Below are 17697 nucleotides of genomic sequence, written 5' to 3'. Positions count from 1 at the left end.
CTGGACGCGCAGCGGCCGAACGCCTCCGACGACGTCGCGACCACGGTGCTCGGCGCCCAGGCGGCCCGCAGTGCGGACGGTGCGACCGGGGCGGTCGGCCGTTCCGGAGGCCCGCGCGGCCCGGTCGCCGCACCCCCGGCACCGACGCCGGACGACCGACCTCGCCGCCGTCGCGGACCGATCATCGCGGCAGTGGTGGTCGGCGTGCTCGTGCTCGCCGGCATCGTCGTCGCCGTGTTCGCCCTGAACGGGGACGACGGGCCGACGCCGGCACCGACGGATTCGAGCTCGAGCTCGCCCTCGACGGACGACCAGCAGCCGAGCGAGCCGGCGGAGCAGCCGTCCGAACCGGCGGAGCAGCCGTCCGAACCGGCCGAGCAGCCGAGCGAACCGGCGGAGCAGCCGTCCGAGCAGCCCTCCGAGCCGGCACAGCCGAGCGACCCGGCGGACGATCCCTCGGTGGGGCCGCAGCCGTCGAGCCCGGCGTCGAACCCGGTGCAGACACCGCAGGGCGGCGCCGACCCGGCCGTCGACACCAGCGGCAAGGGCGGTCCCCGGCAGGGCCCCGGGAACTCGTCGAACGCGCCGGGGCACAAGAAGGGCTGACACGCCGGGGGTTTTCCTCCAGACGGTGGACCAAATACGCTGGTCCGGTGCGAGAACTGCAACGGAGCGGTGGCCCGACGACGGCCGTCGCCGCGCGGAACGGTGTCGGCTTCGGTTCGGCGGAGGGCTGGCTGGTCGAGCGGCCCGCCGGCGAGGACGTCGCCGAGGCGATCGTCCCGGGGTTCGACGGTCGGACGATCGAGTCGGGCGACGAGCTCTCGTGGGTGTGGTTCCCGGAGCGCGTGCTGCCGGACGGCGCGACGGAACCGACCGAGGACGACCTGCCGCACTTCTGGGACGCGACCGCGTTCGCGCTCGACCTGGTCTGCACCGACGGCACCCGGCTGAGCGACACCGCGCGCGACCAGTACGGCGACGCGCTCACACCGCGGGCGCAGGACGCCGCACGCAAGCAGTGGGTCGACCAGTGGAACCGTCGATCGGTGGACCTCACGCCGCTCGCGGGTCGGGTCGTGGACCGCCTGGAGGCGCGGCTCGGCTCCGCCCCGCACCCCACGATCGCAGCCGGATCGGGTCCGACCACCGCCTCCAGCGTCGACGACGGGTCCCGTCGGCACCTGCGCGGCTGGCTCGACGCCGTCCGCATCGGACCCGCGCGCCCCGCCCCGCGCACCCCGCTCGACCACGTCCGCACGACCCGCGGCACGCAGGCGTCCGCACGGTTCTCCCGCGGCAACAACGCCCCGCTGGTCGGCATCCCGCACGGAGGGGTCTTCGGCCTGCCGATGACCGACGCCTCGAGCAACCGCTGGCCCTACGCCTACCAGGAGCACGACCGCACCGACGCGACGGGCCGGGTCCGCCCGGCGATCCAGGCGTTCGCGACGAGCCACATCCCGTCACCGTGGATGGGGGACCGCGGCGTGTTCCAGGTCATGCCCTCCCCGCTCGACACCCCCGACCCCGATCGCGGCGCCCGCGCGCTCGGCTTCGACCACGACCACGAGCTGGACGGCCCCCACCGGTACCGGGTCGAGCTCGACGGCGGCGTCACGGCCGAGATGACCGCGGGGGAGTTCGCCCTCGGCTTCCGGTTCACCGGCACCCGGAGTCTCGTGCTCGACCACCACGGCCGGGTCTCGGAGGTCTCGGTGACGGTCACGGACGGTGCGGCCGTGGTCGAGGCCCTGCTCGACGATCGTCCGGGCACGCCGCCCCACTTCGTGCACCTGCGGGTCCCCGGCGTGACGGCCGACCACACCACGGTCGGCGAGCAGCAGCTCCGCGGCTGGCTGTCGCTGTCCGACGACGCCGGAGGCACCGACGTCCTGCTCGGCATCTCCACGGTCTCGTTCGAGGACGCCCGCGCGAACCTCGACGCCGCCGGCCCGTTCGACACCATGCGGGCCCGGGGTGAGCAGCTCTGGACCGACGAACTCGCCACGCTCTCCGTCGAGGGCGCGACCCCCGACCAGCTGACGAGCCTGTACTCGGGGCTGTACCGGCTGTTCCTCTACCCGAACCGTGCGGGAGAGACCGCCCGCGACGGGGTTCCCCGGCACCGCTCCCCGTACGGCGCCGTGCAGGCCGAGCCGATCCGCGACGAGCCGGGCCCCGAGATCGTCGACGGGCCCTTCACCACCACGAACGGGTTCTGGGACACCTACCGGACGGCGTGGCCGCTCCTCGCCCTGCTCACCCCGGAGACGGCGGGCGACCTCGCGCAGGGATTCGTCGAGCACCACCACGACGGTGGATGGACTCCCCGGTGGAGCGCCCCCGGCGCCGAGGACTGCATGACCGGCACCACGAGCGACACCGTCTTCGCGGACCTCGCGGTCAAGGGCGTCCCCGGGTTCGACCTGGAGCAGGCCTACCGGAGCGCGGTGCGGAACGCGACCGTCCCGCCGCGGGACGAGCGTGTGGGACGCAAGGGGAGCCTCCCGGGTGCCTTCCGCGGCCACGTCGACACCGCGACCCACGAGGGCATGAGCTGGACCCTCGACGCGGCCATCAACGACTGGGGGCTCGCCGTCATGGCGGGCCTGCTCGCCTCGCGCGCCCGGACGTCGGCCGACCTCGCCCGCTGGGAGGCGGAGGCGGAGTGGTTCGCCCGTCGTTCCCTGCAGTACCGGAACGTGTTCGACTCCGAACGCGGGTTCTTCATCGGCCGCGACCCGGACGGGTCGTGGCGGGTCGGCACCGAGTTCGACCCGCGTGACTGGGGCGACGACTACACCGAGACGAACGCGTGGGGGACGGCCTTCACCGCTCCCCACGACGGTGCCGGGGTCGTCGACCTGCACGGCGGCGCGTCCCGGTTCGACGCCGCGCTCGACGCCTTCTTCGCCACCCCGGGGACCGGTGCGACCGCCCGCTCCGGGTCGTACGGCTTCCCGATCCACGAGATGACCGAGGCCCGCGACGTGCGGATGGGGATGCTCGGGCTGTCGAACCAGCCAGCGCACCACATCCCGTTCTTCCCGATGTTCACCGGGCGGCACGACGACGCGCACCGCCTCGTCCGCGAGGCGCTCGAGCGACTCTTCGTCGGTTCGGACCTCGGCCAGGGCTACCCCGGCGACGAGGACAACGGCGAGATGAGCGCCTGGTACGTCTTCGCGACGATCGGGCTCTACCCGCTGGCGCCGTCCACGGGCACCTACGTCCTCGTCCCGCCGTCGGTCCGCCGGGCCGTGCTGCGGCAGCCCGGGCCCACGCCCACCGTCATCGAGACGCGTTCCGACGGACGGTTCATCGCCTCCGTCACCGTCGACGGGGAGCCCTGGACGTCGGTCAGCATCCCGCACTCGGTCGTGGTGTCGGCGTCCAGCATCGTGTTCACGCTGACCGCCGAGCCACAGGGCTGGGCGTCGGACAGCCGCCCGGTGTCGGCGTCCGACGTGCACGGGTACCGGGACACTCCCGTCGACCTGCTGCCGGTCGGCCTCTCGCCGCTGAGCGACGACGCGGGTCGGACCGTCACACCCGTCACGGCGGGGACCTCGGTGTCGTTCGAGGTCCCACCGGTCCCGACCTCGCTGTACACCGTCACCGCCGCGGAGGCCGGGGTCTACTCGTGGGACGCGGCGGTCGGCGACACCCGGGTCACCGTGCAGGACGCGGTGTTCGACTGGGCGGGGCAGACCCGGGTGTTCCGGCTGCAGGGCACCGGCACGGCCTTCACGGTCACTGCGGTCTCCGACCTCCCGCTCACACAGCTCGAGCTGATCGCGGCGGACGGACAGCGTTGACCCGTCGTTCACCCTTGCGGAGGATGCTCACCCCATGTCGATGAGCACACCCTTCGATCCCGAACAGCCCGGCCGCTCGATCCCCGTGGACGGCTCCGACGAGGACGAACTCCAGATCGAGGAGGACCGCGGCGCCGACGTCGGTCCCGCCGCCGGTGACCCGAGCGTCTCGCCCGTCCACCACGAGGACGAGGACGAGGCCGGCGGCGGTCCGGTGTTCCGGCGCCCGCAGGCCGGCGACCGCCTGCACCCGGACGACCTCTGACGCGTTTCCAGGGCGATTGCCAAGTGCGTCGGGCACGCTCGGGCGCATGTCGATCGCGAACTCGTGGGACCCGTCCGGTGGCCGTGCCATCCCCGAGGACCAGGTGAAGCAGGACGGGCTCGAGCTCGACGAGGAGACGGCTGCCGAGCTCGGCATCACGTTCGACGTCGTCGGCGGGGCGTCCGCCGACCCCGCGGGGGTGTCGCCCGTCGACGTAGCGGTCCCGAGCACCCCCACCCACACCGACTGACCCCCCTTCGCCGGCGCTGGCCGCGGCGTACCCGGTCGGATCGCGCGTTGCTGGTCAGAAGTTCTGACCAGGTACGCGCGAGAACACCTTGCATCGTGGACGTTCTGGGAAGAACCTCAGCGCACCCGGTACTTGAACCCGACGTGGGAGCCCGTGAACCCCAGCCGCTCGTAGAACCGGTGCGCCTGGGTCCGGTCGGCGTCGGAGGTCAACTGCACGAGCGACGTCCCGAGCTCCCGCGCCGCGACGTCGATCACCCACCGCATCACCGCGCTGCCGATCCCACCGGAGCGCACGGCACTGCTCACCCGGACGGCCTCGACGAGCAGCCGGGCGGATCCACGCCGGGCCATCCCGGGGATCCTCGTGAGCTGCAGCGTGCCGACGACGACGTCCCGCTCGTCGGTCACGACGAGGAGCGCGTTCGCCGGGTCCGCGACGATCGCCCGGAGCGCGGCGGCGTACAGCGGCTCGTCCTCGGGCGCGGCGACGTCCCCGCGCGCGGCGCTGATCGGGTCGTCCGACAGCAGTGCCGTCAGGGCGTCGAGGTCCTCGGGCGAGGCGTCGCGGACGGTGACGGCGCCGGAGCGTGTGGCGAGGGTGACGGGCAGGGTGAGGTCGCGGAGCACGGGTCCCACCCTGCCCGATCGGCTCAGGGAACGGTGTGCCCCGCGGCGGTGAACACCCGGTACCACTCCTCGCGGGAGAGCACGACGTCCGACCCGGCGGCCGAGTCCCGCACGCGCTGTGGGTTCGTCGTGCCGAGGACGACCTGGAAGTGCGCGGGGTGCCGGGTGATCCACGCCACCGCGATCCCCGTCGGGGTGACGCCGTGCGCGGCCGCGAGCTCGTCCAGCACGTCGTTCAGCTCGGCGTAGTGCTCGCGGTCGTCGAGGAAGACGCCGTCGAAGAACCCCTTCTGGAACGGCGACCAGGCCTGCAGCGTGATGTCGTTCAGGCGCGAGTGGTTGAGGATGTCGTTGTCGCGGTCGATCGACTGGTCGAGTCCGGCCATGTTCGCCGTGACGCCCTGCGCGATGACGTTCGCGTGCGTGATGCTCAGCTGCACCTGGTTGAAGGCGAGCGGCTGCTGCACCGAGCGCTTGAGGAGCTCGACCTGCCCCGGCGTGTGGTTCGAGACGCCGAAGTGGTGCACCTTGCCGGCGGCGTGCAGCTCGTCGAAGGCCTTCGCCACCTCGTCCGGCTCGACCAGGGCATCGGGACGGTGCAGGAGCAGCACGTCCACGTAGTCGGTCCGCAGTGCCTCGAGCGACTCGTGGACGGACTCGATGATGTGCTCGTACGAGAAGTCGAAGTACGCGCCGTGCGGGGTCGGACGGATCCCGACCTTGGTCTGCAGCACGATCTCGGCCCGCTCGGCCGGCGACAGCGTCACGGCCGAGCCGAACCGCGCCTCGCAGCCGTGCCACTCGCCGTACACCGCGGCGTGGTCGAACATCGTCACGCCGGCATCGCGCGAGGCGGCGTACAGCGACCGGATGTCCTCGTCGCTCATGTCGTTGATCCGCATCAGGCCGACGATCACGTCGGAGGCGGTGAGGTCCGTCTGTGGCAACTCCAGTGTCTTCACGCCCTCGATCCTGCCATCGCTCCAGGCCGGCAGGCAGGCCCTGTCCGTACCCGCATCGGACGGGTCGGGAGGCGCGGCTCGGCCCCGCCACGGACGTCCCGACGGTCAGGTGGTCCGGTTCAGGGCACCAGGGCGGCGAGCACGCCGGTCCCGCCGGCCCAGGTGCCGGAGAGCGTGCGGCCCGCGGGCAGTTCCGCTCCGATGACCCGGGCGACGACGAGCGTGCCGTGGTCGGTGCGGACGGAGGTCAGGTCCCCGGCGGTCTGCGCTGCGGCGGCAGCCACGGCGGGGGAGTCGGTGTCGGATCCGCTGCCCTGGGCCGTCCCCTCGGCGTCCCACGCCCCGGAACCGTCGGCGCGCTCGAGGGTGGCCTCGTGCCCGCCCGTGGCGATCGCCCGACGGAGCACGTCGGCGTACACCGGGTCGCCGACGGCGTCGTAGACCCATCGGCGTCCGAGTACCGAGTGGTCCATCTCGGTCACGAGGAAGGCCTCGGCGCCGTCGAGCGGTCCGCCGCGGTAGGTCAACGGCGCCTGGAGCACCCGGTCGTCCGAGGTGCGCACGAGGATCGTCTCGACGCCGACCTCGCCGGCGGGGTCGTCGAACCGGAACCTCCCGGCGATCGCGAGGTCGTCGCCGGCGGACACGCCGCTCCAGGGCTGGCCCGGCAGCCAGGCGGCGAGCGCCTCGAGCTTCGACGGACGGAGTTCTGCGCGGTGGATGACGGCCATGCCCCGACCGTACCGGGGTCAGTGGACGGAGAACCCGCCGTCGACCGCGCCGGTCCGGCCAGGCCAGCGAGGCCCCGTACGCTGGGCCGGTGCGTGACGACCTGCTCCCCGTGCTCGCCTGCCCCGTCTGCGCCGAGCCTCTCGGCCGCGTGGTCGGCGGTCAGGTCGGCTGCGCGAACGGTCACCGGTTCGACGAGGCCAAGCAGGGGCACCTCACGCTCCTGCCCGCGAAGCGTCGGGCGTTGACGGCGGACACCCCGGAGATGGTCGACGCCCGGCTCCGCTTCCTCGGGCGGGGGCACTACGCGCCGGTGGAGCGCGCCGTCGCCCGAGCGGTCGCTTCCTTGGACGTGCCCGGTGTCGTCCTCGACGTCGGGTCCGGTCCGGGCACGTACCTCGCGCACGCGCTCGAGGCCGTCCCGCGGCTCGGGGTCGCACTCGACCTGTCCGCGGTCGCGATCCGACGCGCCGCTCGCATCCACGAGCGTGCGGGGGCCGTCGTCGGGGACGTGACCGAGCGCCTCCCGGTCGTCGACGGCGCCGCCGCCGTCGTGCTGGACGTGTTCGCGCCGCGCAACCAGAGGGAGTACGCGCGGGTGCTGCACCCCGAAGGGCTCCTCGTCGTGGTGACACCGCGCACCGGACACCTTGCGGAGCTGGCCGAGGCGACCATCACGGTGGACCCCGAGAAGGAACGGCGGCTGCACGAATCCCTGGCGCCCGCGTTCGAGCAGCGCTCGGCCGAGGACCGCACGTGGACGATGGAGCTGTCCGCCGAGGACGTCCACGACGTGGTGCACATGGGGCCGAGTCACCACCATGTCGACCCGGAGCAGGTGTTCGCGCCGACGAGCGTCACCGCTGCCGTGACGGTCAGCACGTGGAGTCCCACGCGCTGACCGCCCGGTCACCGCGCCCGCCGCCGAGCGGTGTGGGCTCGCCCGCGAGAGCGGTCGATCGCGATCCCGGTCCGCGCGAGCAGCAGCACGGCGCCGACACCACCCGCGCCGATCGGGGTCACGAACAGGCCGAGGTCCATCCCCGGCATCCGCCACCAGTCGATCGACCACGCGGCGACGAGGGCGAACGCGAGCAGCAGTCCAGCGCGCCACCACCAGCGACCCGGCAGGCGACCGACGCCGAGCCAGGCCAGCACGAGGAGCGCCCAGCACCCCTCCGGAGCGAAGGACCGCGGATCGTTCGTCCCGCACGAGGACACCGCACACTCCCACTCGACCTGGTCGGCGACGCCGGCGTACCAGCGGAAGAGCAGGACGGCCGTGACGACGGCGAGGAGCGCGACCGGCGGGCCGACCCAGCGCCGGGCGCGGCCGAACCGGTCGCGGCGGCGAGCGGCCACCCACCCGTTGCCGAGGTCGTAGCCGGGCATGGGTCGGAACTCGGGCATCCCAGCACGCTACCGGGGGCCGGATTTCGTGGAGAAGTGGATCGGAATCCGGAGGCGCGGTCACCAGGGCGGCGGCTACGCGGAGCCGTACGGCCCCGCGCAGCCTCCGGTGTCAGCCCTGCGACCCCTCGACGTCGAGTGCCCAGACCACGCCGAAGCGGTCGCGGAGCTGCCCGGCGAGCGGTGCCCAGGCCGACGGGCCGAGCGGCTGCCGGATCTCGGCACCCTCGGACAACCCCGCCCAGTACCGCTCGATCTCGGCAGCGTCGTCGCCGTGCACGTACACGTAGAAGGCGTTCGTGCCCTGGTCGTACGGCTGTCCCGGCCAGACGTCGAAGGCCATCACCCGCAGCCCGGCGTCGGTGGCGACCTGGCCGAAGACGATGCGGTCGGCCCAGGCGGGCTCGTCCGAGGCGCCCATCGCGCCGTAGGTCATGGACGCGACCTGTCCGCCGAAGACCGAGGCGTAGAAGTCGAGGGCCGCGCGGGCCTGTCCGTCGAAGTTGAGGTGGGTTGTGGTTTCGATGCTCATGCGACCAGCATCGGAGGTGTTGCGGTCAGATCCTGTCCGCTTCTCGATCGATACTGGGGACATGTCCGGACCGTCCTCGCGCATGCTCGCGCTGCTCTCACTGCTGCAGGTGCACCGGGACTGGCCGGGTGACGAGCTCGCCGGACGGCTCGAGGTCAGCCCACGCACGCTCCGTCGGGACGTGGACCGGCTCCGCGGCCTCGGCTACCGCGTCGAGGCGCTGCGCGGCCCGGCAGGGGGCTACCGACTGGAGGCGGGTGCGGACCTGCCACCGCTGCTGTTCGACGACGGCCAGGCGGTCGCGATCGCCATCGCGCTGGCCGTGGCACCCGCCACCGGCGCGGACATCGCCGAATCGGCCGCCCGGGCGCTCGCGACGGTGCGACAGGTGATGCCCGCGCGTCTGCGCGCACGGGTCGACGCGATCGACGCGGTCACGTCGCCCGGACGCACCCGCGTCGACCCGGAGGTCCTGGCCGCCGTGAGCGAGGCGGTCCACCTCGGCGAGGTGCTCCGCTTCGGGTACGGCCCTGACGAGACGCTCCACCGCGTCGAGCCGCACGCGGTGGTCGCTCGGGACGGCCGCTGGTACCTGCTCGACTGGGACCTCGACCGCGCGGACTGGCGCACGCACCGAGTCGACCGCATCACCCCGCGGATGCGGACGCGCGTGCGGTTCCCACCGCGTCACGTACCGGGCGGTGATCCGGCAGCGTTCGTGGCCGCGCGGTTCAAGGGGTCGGACCGCGCGGACGTCTGGCCGTGCACCGGCACCGCCGTCCTCGAGGTGCCGGCCGACACCATCGCGCCGTACCTCCCCGACGACGCCGTGCTCGAGCCGCTCGGACCGGAACGGTGCCGCCTCACGCGCGGCTCCTGGTCGTGGGACGGCCTCGCGGCGGCGTTCGCCGGCACCACCGCGCAGTTCACCGTCGAAGGGCCCGACGAACTCCGTGCAGCGACGGCCGTGCTCGCCGAGCGGCTCCGGAGGGCCACGGCGCGTTAGCGACGCGCATGCGTGTGTGCGGAGCGCGTTAGGGAACCGTCAGGACGGCCCAGGAGGCGCGGCTGCGGATCCACCATCGGTTCGGCACCACACGTGGTGCCGGTCCGCACCACCCGGTGCCGGGCCCGTGCAACCTACGGAGTCCCAAGTGTTCGACGTGTTCGTCGTCGCCGGTGTCCTCGCCGTGTTCGGCGTGGTCGCCCTCATCGCCAAGGGGGTCGAGCGGCTGTGATCGGCATCACCATCGCCGCCGCCGTCCTCGGCGTCGCCGCTGTCGTCTACCTGGTCTGGGCGCTCGTCCGGCCGGAGAAGTTCTGATGAGCACCGGGGACACGTGGGCCGGCATCGCCCAGGTCGCGCTCCTCGTCCTGCTCCTCGTGGTCTGCTACCGACCCGTCGGTGACTGGATGGCGAGCGTCTACACGCCCGTCCGGCACACCCGCGTCGAGCGCGGGGTCTACCGCGTCATCGGTGTCGACCCCGACGCGGAGCAGTCCTGGCCCGCCTACCTGCGCGGCGTGCTGCTCTTCAGCGTCGTCGGGCTCCTGCTCGTGTACCTCCTGCAGCGGATCCAGGTCGTGCTGCCGGGGGACCTCGGACTGCCGAACGTCGGACCGTCGCTCGCCTTCAACACGGCGGCGTCCTTCGTCTCGAACACCAACTGGCAGTCGTACTCACCCGAGGCGACCGTCGGCTACAGCGTCCAGATGGCCGGCCTCGCGGTGCAGAACTTCCTGTCCGCCGCGGTGGGCCTCGCCGTCGCCGTGGCGCTCGTCCGCGGGTTCGCCCGGCGGAGGTCCGACACGCTCGGCAACGTCTGGGTGGACGTCGTCCGCGGCACCGTCCGACTCCTGCTCCCCGGTGCGTTCGTCTTCGCGATCGTCCTCGTGGCCGGCGGTGTCATCCAGTCCTGGGGTGCCGGCGTCGACGTCACGACGCTGGCCGGGGGCGCACAGCACGTCCCGGACGGCTTCGTCGCGTCGCAGGAGGCGATCAAGGAGCTCGGGACGAACGGCGGCGGGTACTTCAACGCGAACTCCGCGCACCCGTTCGAGAACCCGCAGGCGTGGACGAGCCTCGTCGAGGTCTTCCTCATGCTCGTCATCCCGTTCTCGCTGCCCCGCACGTTCGGGCGCCTCGTCGGCGACGACCGCCAGGGCTACGCGATCCTCGCCGTCATGGGCGCGATCTTCCTCGTGTCGCTCTCGGTCATGTCGGCGTTCGAGCTCGCCGGAGCCGGCGCGGCCACGCACGCCGCCGGTGCGGCCATGGAGGGCAAGGAGGTCCGGTTCGGGATCCTCGGCACGACGCTCTTCGGCACGACCTCGACGGCCACCTCGACCGGTGCGGTCAACGGCATGTTCGACAGCTTCACGCCGATCGGCGGGATGATGGCGCTGCTCAACATGATGCTGGGCGAGATCAGCCCCGGCGGCGTCGGCTCCGGGCTGTACGGCATGCTCGTGCTCGCCGTCATCACGGTGTTCATCGGCGGGCTCCTCGTCGGTCGCACCCCGGAGTACCTCGGCAAGAAGATCCGCGCCCGCGAGATGACCTTCGCCGCGCTCTACATCCTCGTGACCCCGACGCTCGTCCTGCTCGCCACGGGGTTGTCCCTCGTGATCCCGGGGGTCAAGGAGCAGGTGACCGGGACGAGCATCTTCAACCCGGGCAACCACGGCCTGTCCGAGCTGCTCTACGCCTTCACGTCCGGCGCGAACAACAACGGGTCCGCGTTCGGCGGCCTCACCGCGAACACCACGTGGATGAACTCCGCGCTCGGCGTCGTGATGCTCCTCGGACGCTTCCTGCCGATCGCGCTCGTGCTGGCGCTCGCCGGCTCCCTCGCCCAGCAGGACAAGGTGCCCGCGACCGCCGGCACGCTGCCCACCCACCGGCCGCTGTTCATCGGCCTCCTCGGGGGCGTGGCCGTCATCGTCACCGCCCTCACCTACTTCCCGGTGCTCGCACTGGGACCCCTCGCAGAAGCGCTCGCTCGATGAACGCCCCGTCGACGTCCAAGGACAACTCCATGACCACCGCGACCTCCGCGCCCGAGGCGACCAGCGCCTCCAGGCCGACCACCTCGTCCGCCTTCGGACCCCGCCAGCTGGCGGCGGGTCTGCCGGGTGCCCTGCGCAAGCTCGACCCGCGTCTCATGTGGCGCAACCCCGTCATGTTCATCGTCGAGGTCGGCGCCGCGCTCACCACCGTCTCGCTGTTCGTCGAGCCGTCCGCCTTCACCGTCGCGATCGCCGTGTGGCTCTGGCTGACGGTGGGCTTCGCGAACCTGGCGGAGTCCGTGGCCGAGGGCCGCGGCAAGGCGCAGGCCGACACCCTCCGCAAGACGCGGTCGACCACGACCGCGCGGCGGGTGCTCGGGTACGACACCGCGGACCCGGCCGCCACCCGCAACGCGACCGAGGAGGTCGCGTCCGTCGACCTCGCCAAGGGCGACGTCGTCGTGGTGGTCGCCGGCGAGGTGATCCCGGGTGACGGCGACGTCGTCGACGGCATCGCGTCCGTCGACGAGTCGGCCGTGACGGGTGAGTCCGCTCCGGTCATCCGCGAGTCCGGCGGCGACCGGAGTGCCGTCACCGGCGGCACCCGGGTGCTCTCGGACCGGATCGTCGTGCGCATCACGTCGACCCCCGGTGAGACCTTCATCGACCGGATGATCCGGCTCGTCGAGGGCGCCGCACGCCAGAAGACGCCGAACGAGATCGCGCTGAACATCCTGCTCGCGTCGCTGTCGATCGTCTTCGTGATCGTGTGCCTCACGATGCAGCCCATCGCCGGTCTGGTCGGCGCGACCGTGAGCATCCCGGTGCTCATCGCCCTGCTCGTCTGCCTCATCCCGACCACCATCGGGGCGCTGCTCTCGGCCATCGGCATCGCCGGCATGGACCGCCTCGTGCAGCACAACGTGCTCGCGATGTCCGGCCGTGCGGTCGAGGCAGCCGGTGACATCACGACCCTGCTGCTCGACAAGACCGGCACGATCACGTACGGCAACCGCCGGGCGTCCCGCGTCGTGCCGGTGCCCGGTGTCACCGAGCCGGAGCTCATGGAGGCTGCGGCGCTGTCGTCGGCCGCGGACAGCACGCCCGAGGGTCGCTCGATCGTCGAGCTGGCGGAGTCCTCCGGCGTCACGACCCTGAAGCCGACCGGAGCGGTCGAGGTGCCCTTCACCGCGCAGACCCGCATGTCCGGCCTCGACCTGACCGACGGCACGGAGGTCCGGAAGGGTGCTGCGGCTGCGGTGCTCCTGTGGGCCGGGGCAGCCGACCCGGCCGTCACCGCCGCGATCGACGCCACCGTGGCCGAGGTCTCCGACCAGGGCGGCACCCCGCTCGTCGTCGCCCGCCGCGCGCCCGGTGGCGCCGTCGACCTGCTCGGCGTCGTGCACCTCAAGGACGTCGTGAAGGACGGCATGTCCGCGCGGTTCGCGCAGCTCCGCGAGATGGGCATCCGGACGGTCATGATCACGGGCGACAACCCGCGCACCGCGAAGGCCATCGCCGCCGAGGCCGGCGTCGACGACTTCCTCGCCGAGGCCACCCCCGAGGACAAGCTCGCCCTCATCCGCAAGGAGCAGGAGGGCGGCAACCTCGTCGCGATGACCGGCGACGGCACGAACGACGCCCCGGCCCTGGCGCAGGCGGACGTCGGCGTCGCGATGAACACCGGCACGACGGCGGCGAAGGAGGCGGGCAACATGGTCGACCTCGACTCCGACCCGACCAAGCTCATCGACGTCGTCCGGATCGGCAAGCAGCTGCTCATCACCCGCGGCGCGCTCACCACGTTCTCGATCGCCAACGACGTCGCGAAGTACTTCGCGATCATCCCGGTTATGTTCCAGCTGGCGTTCCCGGGGCTCGCGGCGCTGAACGTCATGGGCCTGCACAGCCCGTCGTCCGCGATCCTGTCGGCCGTGATCTTCAACGCGCTCGTCATCGTGGCGCTCATCCCGCTGTCGCTGCGCGGCGTCACGTACCGCGCTGCATCGGCCTCGTCGATCCTCGGCCGCAACCTGCTCCTCTACGGGCTCGGCGGCGTGGTCGTCCCCTTCATCGGCATCAAGCTGATCGACCTCGTCGTCGGTCTCATCCCGGGGTTCTAGTCATGGCTTCTGCACGTACAACCTTCCGTTCCGCCGGTGTGGCCGTCCGCCTCACCCTCCTCTGCACCGTCGTCCTGGGCGTCGCCTACCCGCTCGCGGTGTGGGGTGTCGGCCAGGCGGCCTTCCACGACCAGGCCGACGGCTCGATGGTCACGTCCTCTGACGGGAAGGTCGTCGGGTCCTCCCTGATCGGTCAATCGTTCGACGGGCCCTCCGCAGCCCGGTGGTTCCAGTCCCGTCCGAGTGCCGCGGGCGAGAAGGGCTACGACGCGAACGCATCGAGCGGGTCGAACCTCGGGCCGAACAACCCCGACCTCGTCAAGGCGATCCAGGAGCGTCAGGAGGCGATCGCGAAGGCCGACGGCGTCCCCGTCAGCGAGGTCCCCGCGGACGCGGTCACCGCGTCGGGCTCCGGCCTCGACCCGGACATCAGCCCCGAGTACGCGATGCAACAGGTCGCCCGGGTGGCGTCGGCGCGGGGGATGTCCGAGTCGGCCGTCCGGACGCTCGTGGAACAGCACACCGAGGCTCGGCAGCTCGGGTTCCTCGGCGAGCCCGTCGTCAACGTCCTCGAGCTGAACCTGGCGCTCGCGAAGGCGTCGGCGTGACCCGTGGCGCGGATCGCTCCCGCACGACCGGAGTCACCTCGAACCGCGCGGAACCGCGGTCCGGACGGACTTCGGTCGTGCGGGCGCTGCCTGCACCGCTCGGACGCGAGAGGATGGGCACGTGAAGCGCGGGAAGCTACGGGTCCTGCTCGGTGCGGCGCCCGGTGTCGGCAAGACGTTCACGATGCTCGAAGAAGGGCACCGACTGCGCGCCGAGGGGCGCGACGTGGTCGTCGCCGTCGTCGAGACCCACGAGCGCGCCGCCACCGCCGCGCTCGTGCACGGCCTCGAGGTCGTGCCGCGCCGGATCGTCGAGCACCGCGGCGTGACGCTCGACGACATGGACCTCGACGCCGTCCTCGCGCGCCGGCCCGACATCGCCCTCGTCGACGAACTCGCCCACACGAACGCCCCCGACGGCCGCCACGAGAAGCGGTGGCAGGACGTCGAGGACCTGCTCGCCGCCGGGATCTCCGTCGTGAGCACCGTGAACATCCAGCACATGCAGTCCCTCGGCGACGTCGTCCGCGAGATCACCGGCACCGTCCAGCGCGAGACCGTGCCGGACGCCGTGGTGCGCCAGGCGGACCAGATCGAGGTGGTGGACCTCGCCCCCGCGGCGCTGCGCGAGCGGCTGTCGGACGGGCTCGTCTACCCGGCGAGCCGGATCGACGCGGCACTGTCGAACTACTTCCGGCTCGGCAACCTCACCGCCCTCCGCGAGATCGCCCTGCTCTGGCTCGCCGACGAGGTCGACGACGCGCTCAAGGCCTACCGAGCCGAGCACGGCATCGACCACCGGTGGGAGACCCGGGAACGCGTCCTCGTCGCACTGACCGGCGGCCCCGAGGGGGAGACACTGCTGCGCCGGGGTGCCCGGATCGCCGCGCGGAGTGCCGGCGGCGAGCTCGCGGCGGTGCACGTCACGACGAACGACGGCCTCCGCGAGCGCCACCCGGGAGCGCTCGGGAAGCAGCGCGCCCTGCTCGAACAGCTCGGCGGGACGTACCACCAGGTGGTCGGCGACGATGTGCCAACGACCCTGGTGCGGTTCGCGAAGTCGATCGACGCCACGCAGATCGTCATCGGTGTGAGCCGTCGCAGTCGCATCGCGGCGGCGATGACCGGTCCGGGCATCGGCAACACCGTCATCCGTGAGTCCGGCGACATCGACGTCCACGTCGTCACCCACGAGCGCGCCGGCGGCGGCTTCGCCCTGCCGAAGCTCGGCGGCAGCCTGTCCCGCGGGCGCATCGTCGCCGCCTTCGCGCTCTCGCTCGTCGCCGGGCCGCTGCTGACCTGGTTGCTGTCGTTCAGCACCGACCCCGACTCGATCACCGTGGACGTGCTCGCCTACCAGCTGCTCGTGCTCGTGGTGGCGCTCGTCGGCGGGATGTGGCCGGCCGTCTTCGCCGCCGTGCTGTCCGGGCTGAGCCTGGACTTCTTCTTCGTGCAACCCCTGCACATGGTCACGGTGCAGCAGCCGTGGCACCTGGTCGCCCTGGTCATGTACGTCATCAGTGCCGTGCTCGTGAGCTTCGTCGTGGACCGTTCGGCACGGCGGTCCCGTGCTGCCCGGCGCGCCGCAGCGGAGTCGGGGCTGCTGATGGGCATCGCGGGCAGCGTGCTGCGCGGCGACGACGCCCTGCAGGCGCTGCTCGACCGCACCCGCGAGGCGTTCGGCTTCACCGGCGTCCGGATCCGGCAGGGCGACGAGGTGCCGGCCACGTCCGGGGTGTTCGACGGGACGCCGGACGCGGCCACGTCCCTCCCGTCCGGCGCCGTCCTCGAGTTCGCGGGCGCCCCCGACGACCCGACCCAGCGTCGACTGCTGCGCGTCGTCGAGCAGCAGCTCGACGCCGCGGTCGAACACCGCGACCTCACCCGCGCCGCCGTCGACGCCGAGCGCATCGCGGCGGCAGACCGCGTGCGGAGCGCGATCCTCGCGGCCGTCGGCCACGACGTGCGGCGACCGATCGCAGCCGCCTCGGCGGCCGTCCAGACGCTGCGGGCGTCGGACATCGAGTTGTCGACGGACGACCGGGAGGCGCTGCTCGCCACCGCCGACGAGAGCCTGCGACAGCTGGCGGTGCTGTTGGCCGACCTGCTGGACGTCAGCCGCGTGCAGGCCGGGGTGCTCGCCGTGAGGCCGGTGCCGCTCGCCCTCGAGACGGTGGTCGCCCCCGCGCTCGACGAACTCGAACTCGGTCCGGACGACGTCGACCTCGACCTGCCGGCCGACCTCCCGCCGGTGCTCGCCGACGCCGTCCTGCTGCAGCGTGTCGTCGTGAACCTGCTCGCCAACGCCGTGCGGTACGCCCCCGAGGGCACCCGGGTCCGCATCGCCGCGAGCGCGTTCGGCGGCGGGGTGGAGCTGCGCGTGGCCGACCACGGGCCGGGCATCCCGGAGGACCGCCGCGGCGAGGTGTTCCAGCCGTTCCAGCGCCTCGGCGACACCGACAACGACACCGGACTCGGACTCGGACTGGCGCTGGCCCGCGGGTTCACCGAGGGCATGGGCGGCACCATCGAGGTCGACGACACCCCGGGCGGCGGACTCACCGTCGTCGTGCGGCTGCCGATCGCCGGACACGTGGGGGTGTCGGTCCTGTGAGCACGAAGGTCCTCATCGCCGACGACGACGCCCAGCTCGTCCGGGCGCTCGCCGTCACCCTCGCGGCCCGCGGCTACGACGTCGTCACCGCCCGTGACGGTCGTGCCGCGCTCGACGCAGTGATCACCGAGCGTCCCGACCTCGTCCTGCTCGACCTCGGGATGCCACGGCTGGACGGCATCGGCGTGCTCGAGGGGCTCCGGGCCTGGACGCAGGTCCCGGTGCTCGTGCTCTCCGGCCGCACCGACTCGTCCGACAAGGTCGACGCGCTCGACGCCGGGGCCGACGACTACGTGACGAAGCCGTTCCAGATGGACGAGCTCCTCGCCCGGCTCCGGGCGCTCGGGCGACGGCAGGCAGCCGTCGCCGCGTCCGCCGGCGGTGCACCCACCGTGGCGGTCGGCGACCTCGTCGTCGACCTCGTCGCGAAGCAGGTCACTCCGCCGACCGGTCCCGCGATCCGGCTCACCCCGACCGAGTGGCGGCTCCTCGAGGTCCTCGTGACGAACCCGGACCGGCTCATGACGCGCGAGATGCTCCTCACCGAGGTGTGGGGTCCGTCGCACGGCAACGACTCCGGGTACCTGCGGCTGTACATGGCGCAGCTGCGGCGCAAGCTCGAGCCGGACCCGGCGCACCCGCGGTACCTGGTGACCGAGTCGGGCATGGGCTACCGGTTCAGCCCGCGTGCGTGACGAGCCCGTCGTGGACGTGACGAGCGCAGTCGTGCACGTGACGGGTCGCT

16 protein-coding genes and 1 pseudogene are annotated in these 17697 nt (G+C 72.6%); 12 read left to right on the top strand and 5 right to left on the bottom strand.

Annotated elements, in window-relative coordinates:
- The 4 genes and pseudogenes from Q7F20_RS05395 to Q7F20_RS05380 form a co-directional block, all read left to right on the top strand.
- Positions 1-606 (top strand): annotated as a pseudogene (locus Q7F20_RS05395) (hypothetical protein); the annotation flags it as partial.
- 47 nt (positions 607-653) lie between these two features.
- Positions 654-3821, top strand: coding sequence for a GH92 family glycosyl hydrolase (locus Q7F20_RS05390; protein WP_305739088.1), 3168 nt, complete (start codon positions 654-656; stop codon positions 3819-3821).
- Positions 3822-3855: 34 nt separating this feature from the next.
- Positions 3856-4086, top strand: a complete 231-nt coding sequence (locus Q7F20_RS05385) for a hypothetical protein (RefSeq protein WP_305739087.1) — start codon at positions 3856-3858, stop codon at positions 4084-4086.
- 46 nt (positions 4087-4132) lie between these two features.
- On the top strand, positions 4133-4336 hold the full coding sequence (locus Q7F20_RS05380; protein WP_305739086.1) for a hypothetical protein: 204 nt from the start codon (positions 4133-4135) through the stop codon (positions 4334-4336).
- Positions 4337-4452: 116 nt separating this feature from the next.
- Here Q7F20_RS05380 and Q7F20_RS05375 read toward each other — a convergent pair whose 3' ends face one another.
- The 3 genes from Q7F20_RS05375 to Q7F20_RS05365 form a co-directional block, all read right to left on the bottom strand.
- The gene (locus tag Q7F20_RS05375) at positions 4453-4965 is read right to left on the bottom strand and encodes a GNAT family N-acetyltransferase (RefSeq protein WP_305739085.1); all 513 of its coding nucleotides are present in this window, start codon (positions 4963-4965) and stop codon (positions 4453-4455) included.
- A 23-nt stretch (positions 4966-4988) separates the two neighbouring features.
- Positions 4989-5927 carry an aldo/keto reductase family oxidoreductase gene (locus Q7F20_RS05370; RefSeq protein ID WP_305739084.1) on the bottom strand — a complete coding sequence of 313 codons (939 nt, stop codon included), beginning with the start codon at positions 5925-5927 and terminating at the stop codon, positions 4989-4991.
- 119 nt (positions 5928-6046) lie between these two features.
- Positions 6047-6658 (bottom strand): hypothetical protein, encoded by a 612-nt coding sequence (locus Q7F20_RS05365; RefSeq protein WP_305739083.1) that lies wholly within the window; start codon positions 6656-6658, stop codon positions 6047-6049.
- An 89-nt stretch (positions 6659-6747) separates the two neighbouring features.
- Here Q7F20_RS05365 and Q7F20_RS05360 point away from each other — a divergent pair, with 89 nt between their 5' ends.
- Positions 6748-7557 (top strand): putative RNA methyltransferase, encoded by an 810-nt coding sequence (locus tag Q7F20_RS05360; protein WP_305739082.1) that lies wholly within the window; start codon positions 6748-6750, stop codon positions 7555-7557.
- A gap of 8 nt (positions 7558-7565) precedes the next feature.
- Here Q7F20_RS05360 and Q7F20_RS05355 read toward each other — a convergent pair whose 3' ends face one another.
- Positions 7566-8066: a hypothetical protein gene (locus tag Q7F20_RS05355; RefSeq protein ID WP_305739081.1), complete on the bottom strand. Its 501-nt coding sequence runs from the start codon at positions 8064-8066 to the stop codon at positions 7566-7568.
- 112 nt (positions 8067-8178) lie between these two features.
- Positions 8179-8598, bottom strand: a complete 420-nt coding sequence (locus Q7F20_RS05350) for a VOC family protein (RefSeq protein WP_305739080.1) — start codon at positions 8596-8598, stop codon at positions 8179-8181.
- Positions 8599-8659: 61 nt separating this feature from the next.
- Between Q7F20_RS05350 and Q7F20_RS05345 the strand changes: the two genes are divergently transcribed.
- The 7 genes from Q7F20_RS05345 (at position 8660) to Q7F20_RS05315 (ending at position 17647) form a co-directional block, all read left to right on the top strand.
- Positions 8660-9604 carry a YafY family protein gene (locus Q7F20_RS05345; protein WP_305739079.1) on the top strand — a complete coding sequence of 315 codons (945 nt, stop codon included), beginning with the start codon at positions 8660-8662 and terminating at the stop codon, positions 9602-9604.
- A 228-nt stretch (positions 9605-9832) separates the two neighbouring features.
- Positions 9833-9922: a K(+)-transporting ATPase subunit F gene (gene kdpF / locus Q7F20_RS05340; protein ID WP_042724093.1), complete on the top strand. Its 90-nt coding sequence runs from the start codon at positions 9833-9835 to the stop codon at positions 9920-9922.
- A complete protein-coding gene (gene kdpA / locus Q7F20_RS05335; protein ID WP_305739078.1) occupies positions 9922-11607 on the top strand; it encodes a potassium-transporting ATPase subunit KdpA in 1686 nt (561 codons plus the stop codon). The genes kdpF and kdpA overlap by 1 nt, the downstream gene beginning before the upstream one ends.
- A gap of 29 nt (positions 11608-11636) precedes the next feature.
- Entirely contained in the window at positions 11637-13730 is a 2094-nt protein-coding gene (gene kdpB, locus Q7F20_RS05330) for a potassium-transporting ATPase subunit KdpB (RefSeq protein ID WP_305739077.1), read from the top strand.
- A gap of 2 nt (positions 13731-13732) precedes the next feature.
- A complete protein-coding gene (gene kdpC, locus Q7F20_RS05325) occupies positions 13733-14338 on the top strand; it encodes a potassium-transporting ATPase subunit KdpC (RefSeq protein WP_305739076.1) in 606 nt (201 codons plus the stop codon).
- 121 nt (positions 14339-14459) lie between these two features.
- The gene (locus Q7F20_RS05320; RefSeq protein ID WP_305739075.1) at positions 14460-16952 is read left to right on the top strand and encodes an ATP-binding protein; all 2493 of its coding nucleotides are present in this window, start codon (positions 14460-14462) and stop codon (positions 16950-16952) included.
- Positions 16949-17647: a response regulator gene (locus Q7F20_RS05315; protein ID WP_305739074.1), complete on the top strand. Its 699-nt coding sequence runs from the start codon at positions 16949-16951 to the stop codon at positions 17645-17647. The genes Q7F20_RS05320 and Q7F20_RS05315 overlap by 4 nt, the downstream gene beginning before the upstream one ends.
- The last annotated feature ends 50 nt before the right edge of the window (positions 17648-17697 follow it).

The organism is Curtobacterium sp. A7_M15 (assembly GCF_030705415.1).
Classification (GTDB): domain Bacteria; phylum Actinomycetota; class Actinomycetes; order Actinomycetales; family Microbacteriaceae; genus Curtobacterium.
This window is presented reverse-complemented; position numbering and strand designations above follow the sequence as displayed.